The 5383-nt window shown below is 46.3% G+C and carries 8 protein-coding genes; 5 read left to right on the top strand and 3 right to left on the bottom strand.

All coding sequences use genetic code 11. The features are described 5' to 3' along the window. Positions 1–303: 303 nt before the first annotated feature. Positions 304–618 (bottom strand): hypothetical protein, encoded by a 315-nt coding sequence (locus FC99_RS12955; protein WP_191979294.1) that lies wholly within the window; start codon positions 616–618, stop codon positions 304–306. Positions 619–966: 348 nt separating this feature from the next. Between FC99_RS12955 and mscL the strand changes: the two genes are divergently transcribed. The 5 genes from mscL to FC99_RS12930 all read left to right on the top strand — a co-directional run bounded on the left by mscL (position 967) and on the right by FC99_RS12930 (position 3992). Further along, the gene (gene mscL, locus FC99_RS12950; protein ID WP_048735946.1) at positions 967–1341 is read left to right on the top strand and encodes a large-conductance mechanosensitive channel protein MscL; all 375 of its coding nucleotides are present in this window, start codon (positions 967–969) and stop codon (positions 1339–1341) included. Positions 1342–1607: 266 nt separating this feature from the next. Next, positions 1608–2231 carry a sunset domain-containing protein gene (locus FC99_RS12945; RefSeq protein WP_048735945.1) on the top strand — a complete coding sequence of 208 codons (624 nt, stop codon included), beginning with the start codon at positions 1608–1610 and terminating at the stop codon, positions 2229–2231. Next, positions 2231–3106, top strand: a complete 876-nt coding sequence (locus FC99_RS12940) for a DNA/RNA non-specific endonuclease (protein ID WP_048735944.1) — start codon at positions 2231–2233, stop codon at positions 3104–3106. Before FC99_RS12945 ends, FC99_RS12940 begins: the two co-directional genes overlap by 1 nt. A 63-nt stretch (positions 3107–3169) precedes the next feature. After that, positions 3170–3421: a hypothetical protein gene (locus FC99_RS12935; protein ID WP_048735943.1), complete on the top strand. Its 252-nt coding sequence runs from the start codon at positions 3170–3172 to the stop codon at positions 3419–3421. A 205-nt stretch (positions 3422–3626) separates the two neighbouring features. After that, positions 3627–3992 (top strand): hypothetical protein, encoded by a 366-nt coding sequence (locus FC99_RS12930; protein ID WP_048735942.1) that lies wholly within the window; start codon positions 3627–3629, stop codon positions 3990–3992. A gap of 73 nt (positions 3993–4065) precedes the next feature. Here FC99_RS12930 and FC99_RS12925 read toward each other — a convergent pair whose 3' ends face one another. Beyond that, the gene (locus FC99_RS12925) at positions 4066–4308 is read right to left on the bottom strand and encodes a hypothetical protein (RefSeq protein WP_048735941.1); all 243 of its coding nucleotides are present in this window, start codon (positions 4306–4308) and stop codon (positions 4066–4068) included. A gap of 145 nt (positions 4309–4453) precedes the next feature. Further along, positions 4454–4726 (bottom strand): hypothetical protein, encoded by a 273-nt coding sequence (locus tag FC99_RS12920; RefSeq protein WP_162258588.1) that lies wholly within the window; start codon positions 4724–4726, stop codon positions 4454–4456. Positions 4727–5383: the final 657 nt, after the last annotated feature.

Here is a 5383-nt window from a genome sequence, read left to right as displayed (position 1 = left end):
TGCCGGCCGGTAAGGCGAAGGAACCACCAGATTGCCTATTTTTAGTCTCACTGTTGTTGCTAGAACAGGTGTGACTGACATTTTAGAACTTTCAGCCTTTAATTATCAGTTTAAAGGTCGACCGCGGGGAGTGCAACAGTCACAGCCCGATTTAAGTGCTTCTATAGAAAAAGAGCTAATGATATCTGTCATAAGACTATTTATGCCTTGCCTTCTAGCTCACTCTGCTCTATAGAAAAAGAGCTAATGACAACTCAAATTGTCACCAGCTCTCCGCTAAATTAAAGAATTGATAGAACGGCCTTAAACTTTTTCGGCATCGGTCGTGTGGTCAGAGTCTCGCTGCTCGCGGGAAATGTGCGATTCTAAATAATCTAGCATATCCGCTTCGTTTTGAAAGACGCGTGGATGCTTTTGTTTATGCAGTCGCAAATCAATCTCGTTGATCCGCTGACGGCCCGTCCACGTATGACCATAACGAATGATTACCCGATTATTGAGCGAATCTTGACCGAATTTAAATACATAAACGCTCTCTGGCGCCATCAATGGCCGAATATACGACTTTTCGTAACGATAGTTATGTTGCCGTAAGAACTCTTTGGTTCGACTCAGCATGGTAATCACCTCCTATAATGACAATCTACTCGGTTCCCAAAACATTTTAAAACCACTTCGGTTGTCCCAAACGGGTTAAAATGTATCAACAATTGATAATAGTTGATTTTGAAATGGAATGCAAGCAAAACGTTTGCTGAGGCCCACTTTTTAGGCACCAATGTAACGGATTTCAGACACCCATTGACTACTTTGAAACCACTTACAATTATAGCACACTCCCCTTTAGTTTCTGAGTAAAAAGCTAAGATTCCCGTGAAATTCTCGTCAGCGTTTTGGTTGCTTTTTATAATATAATCGTTAAAAATAGAAGGTAACCGTTATCGATATCTAAAGGAGGAACGACACGTGTTAAAAGAGTTTAAGGAATTCATTGCCCGGGGCAACGTCATGGACCTAGCCGTCGGGGTAATCGTTGGGGCAGCCTTCACCGCCATCGTCAAGTCACTGGTCGACAACCTGATCAACCCCCTGCTGGGTATTTTCATTGGGAATATTGACTTTTCCAACTTGGTCTTGACCATTGGGAGTGCCCATTTTAAATACGGGGCTTTTATCAACTCCGTCATTAATTTTCTGATCATCGCCTTCGTGGTCTTCCTATTGATCAAGTTTATCAATAAGCTGGTCCCAACCGCACCCGAAGAGGATGAAGATGAGACCCCCTCGCAGGAAGAAGTTTACCTCAAGGAAATTGTGGACTTGTTAAAAGAGAAAAAGTAAACCGCTATTTGCAGGTCGCACACTGGTCATTGGGACCGGTGTGCGGCCTTTTTACTTGCCTTCAAAATTAGCCGTGCGTAAAAACAGTCCAAATATTTTTTAAATCGGCCATTCTTTACTAAAAAAGAACAAGTAAGCATTGCAAAACCATGGTTTCCCCCATAAAATTAGTGTTGGGCGTTTATTACTTATCACCCATTGTTCACAGCTAAATCTGAAAAACTATTGGTGAAGGGGGTCATCTTATTATTTGGAGCATTTTGTGGATGCTGGTTTGGGCTGGCGGTGCCTATTGGGCCTTTCGCCGACCACATCAGCACCAAAGGCGTCACCTAATTTTTGGTATTATCAGTGTTATTTTGGTGTTATCCGGGGGCTTTTATGCGATTGGAACGGCCAATGCCAAGCCTCAGGCCATCGTCACCACCAAAACGATTCACGTTGGTAGCCGGCGTTTAGCCAAGGCCAAGGCGGAATCCAAACGATTGGCAGCCACTGCCAGTCGCCAAGACGATGCCAGCATGGCCCTAGCCGACAAGATCAGTTCGTCATCTACTGCATCATCCAAGGCAAGTTCTGAAGAATCCAGTCAGCAGGCAAGTCGACGGGCCAGCCGCCAGGTCGAATCGGAACGCGCTGTGGCGGCGAGCCATGCAGCAGCGACGTCAACGAGTCGAGCGGCGGCTGCCAGCAGCAGTCATCACGCAACGTCGACTCACGCCAAAGGTGACCTCGACACGCGCAAGGCGGGTAAGATCATCGGCAATCGGAATTCCAAAATTTATCATACGCCGGACCAAGCGGGCTACCACATGAATAGTAGCAACGCGGTCTACTTCCAAACGGAAGCCCAGGCCAAGGCGGCCGGTTATAGAAAGGCATTACGCTAATGAAAAAGATAACAGTTCTGACACTCCTATTGTTTAGCACCTTCGCTATCGGCGTCAGTGGTTGCGCCCCCACTAAGTCATCGGCCAAGACCACCACGAGTACCAAGATTGTCTACGACCATTCACCAGAAAAAAAGGCCGCTAAATTGGAAAAGGATAACGCCGCGGAAAAAGAGCGACTTGCCAGTCAAAAGGAAGACATCTCGCAGCAACAAGTCTCGTACGATCATAAGCGGTCGACAACCAAGGTTAAGTCCAGAAGGATTACGAAAAAGTCCCCGGCGACCTCAAAAGCTAAGACCAACTTAGCGACGTTAACCTACAGCGGGCAACAGGAAATCACCATTGACCACAACAATCCCCACTTTAGTAAGCCGCAACTCTCAACAAAAAAAGGGCCATGGCAGACTTACCACAACCTAGACGGATACAATCGCGTCACCGGAGCGGCGGCCCTGCTGAATCGGTCGCTAATGCCCAGTGCCAAGCGTGAAGCACTGACGTTTGACCCCACCGGTTGGCATAACAAACGCACCCATCACGGTTGGCTGTATAACCGTAGCCATTTAATCGGTTATCAATTTACCGGCCAGAACAATAATCCCAAGAACCTGATGACTGGGACGCGAACTCTGAACAATCCCAGCATGCTTCACAACGAAATGGACGTCGCCACTTACCTGAAATCCAGTTCCAGTCACTATGTCCGTTATACCGTCACGCCAATCTTTAAGGGCCACGAACTGGTTGCTCGTGGCGTACAGATGCGGGCCCAATCGATTGGCTCCAACGTCATTCGGTTTAACATTTATATTTTTAACATCGAACCCGGTTACACCATCGACTACGCGACCGGCTATAGTCAAGCGAGCTAAGTCATCGTCCAATCGCTGACGACGAAAAAAGCTGATGCCACTACATATCCAGGGAGGATACTAATGAAGACATTACGTCGCGCTATGGCGCTGATTGCCGTTTCATTTACGCTTGGCGGGATGGTCGAACCGTTGACCGCCCCGACCACAACTGCCGAGGCCAAGGCCACCAAGGTTTGGATCGCACCGAATCACGGGAAGAAGTATCACTACGACAAGCACTGCCGGGGCTTGAATCACGCCGGCAAACTCAAGCACGTCACACTGAAATGGGCCAAACATACCCACTACAAGCTGTGTGGCTGGGAAAAATAGTGTCACTCACGGGGAGCGAATCAGTTCCCCGTTTTTGTATCCAGCAATTTGCGCCGTTACGACTAGCCAACTGGCCAACATGTAAAGATACCTTACTATTATTCGTTAAAATGCTATACTGATAAAAGATGCAATTTCTCAAAGATAGGGAAAAGATTTTATTAAACTTTTGGAAATTAAGCACGAGATAAAGAGGTCGAACATCATGAAGGAAAAACAAGCGGAATTTACGAAGACGGACTGGCAACGTGCCCAGACGGCGGTATTCAATGAATACGACCGTTTCGTCAAGCGACTACACGTCGAGGGCGTTGACTACACGATTCTGCAGGCTCGCCGCATTGTCATTTATCAAGACTTGATTGAAGAATGGAAGCATAACGTCCCGACGCTCATGACTGATTTGGAAGATAACGTCCAGGCGTTGACCGTTTTCACCGACTTGGCCGAAGATGGTCAGAGCCACCTGCTCGATCGGTGTGCGAAGAAGATGGAGGTCTGGCCCGACTACATCCCCTCACCGCTGACGATTTGGTTGGAGCTGGCCGAGGACGTTGAACGCGAATCCTAGACAGACACGTTGTGACAATATAAATTTGGAAACACAAAAGGTCTGGGAAAATTCCCAGACCTTTTTGCTTGGCCTACACGCGGACGCCAAAGTCGATTAACTCTAGCTTCTCTAGCTTTTCTAACCGAAATTGAACATTCTCCGCTGTCAGCTCAAGACTCCCCATTGGAATAACGGACCCATTGTCCTTAGACCATTCGCACAACCGTTCCAGCAAGTCCAAATCAACATCGTCAAGTTGTCCGATCACACTGTTGACGCGGTTAACAAATGCTGTCGGCCCCCCATGAAACGCAAAAATTAATCCTTTAGTCATTGGTACTCCCCCTTAGTAGTGACAGGTGTCCTACTGATAAGGGTAGCTTACCATTTACTGTTAGGACCTTGCACAGAATAACCCTTATCTGGATAGTACAATTGACGAACTAACAGGAGAACTTACCGTAAATCTCAGAGCCATTTCATACGTCAACCTTTTTCTCTGTCTCGTCTTCTACCCAATATTTGACCAACCCATAGTACTCAAGTCTCGCAAAAGCCAAGTCTAAATCATCGATAGAAATCCCCAGCTCATCTAACAAATTAATCTTTTTATTTGGTGAAACAAGCACCTCTAGTAGTTGTTCTAATAAGTCACGCTCAATTGATGTCAATTTCCCTGATAGTACAACTTTCTTCATATGATTAAACCACTCATCAAACTCTCTTCCCATTGCGAAATCAAAGTATAACATCCCCTCATCTTCATAGATAGACTGAAAAAAATTCAAAAAACTATCCATAACTGCTCTATATACTCACTGCACTTTACTAGCTAGTTAAAAAAAGTACTTTGTATCCTAAAATTGTTCAAACAAGCAGAACTCCAAGAACATAAGAACTGATAATGAGAGAATCACTTCTCACTTACATAGGTTATCACTCACTGATGATGTAACGTATGGGATAAACTTTGTCTTGATGGTACAACTGACAAACCGATAGTAGAACAGACACCTGACTGTGAACTTTTTGTTCTAACTAAAGGTTGAAAGATAAAATATCTGTCTTGCCCCAGTATTGGCAAGGATTCTCACCATTAAGATAGTGTAAAATTGCCGCACTCCGGCTGACAGGGATTCCGCCTGCTGTGGGGACGCTTCAGACTGGAAAATCACCAGTCTTCTCGCTCGCTTTGAAGCCACGAAGACCACGTGTCTCCAAAGTCGCCCGTGCTGTAAGCTGGCTGATGAACCGCCAGCTAACACCATCTTCACGGCCGGCTGCATCCCTGTCCTCCTCCGACTCTGACTGTGCCTTACAACAACAGCAGTCGGAAGACATGGCGGCTTAGCGCTTTCGGTCCAATCTATACCGATTGTTACAGTCAGTATCCTCGTCGTCTACGCACA

The sequence above is a fragment of the Levilactobacillus koreensis JCM 16448 genome, assembly GCF_001435525.1.
GTDB classification, from domain to species: Bacteria; Bacillota; Bacilli; order Lactobacillales; family Lactobacillaceae; genus Levilactobacillus; species Levilactobacillus koreensis.
This window is presented reverse-complemented; position numbering and strand designations above follow the sequence as displayed.

Coding starts and splice junctions, on each gene's coding strand:
- FC99_RS12925 (WP_048735941.1), bottom strand. CDS start 4,308: ATGACTAAAGGATTAATTTTTGCGTTTCATGGGGGGCCGACAGCATTT.
- FC99_RS12920 (WP_162258588.1), bottom strand. CDS start 4,726: ATGTTATACTTTGATTTCGCAATGGGAAGAGAGTTTGATGAGTGGTTT.
- FC99_RS12930 (WP_048735942.1), top strand. CDS start 3,627: ATGAAGGAAAAACAAGCGGAATTTACGAAGACGGACTGGCAACGTGCC.
- FC99_RS12940 (WP_048735944.1), top strand. CDS start 2,231: ATGAAAAAGATAACAGTTCTGACACTCCTATTGTTTAGCACCTTCGCT.
- FC99_RS12935 (WP_048735943.1), top strand. CDS start 3,170: ATGAAGACATTACGTCGCGCTATGGCGCTGATTGCCGTTTCATTTACG.
- FC99_RS12955 (WP_191979294.1), bottom strand. CDS start 618: ATGCTGAGTCGAACCAAAGAGTTCTTACGGCAACATAACTATCGTTAC.
- FC99_RS12945 (WP_048735945.1), top strand. CDS start 1,608: ATGCTGGTTTGGGCTGGCGGTGCCTATTGGGCCTTTCGCCGACCACAT.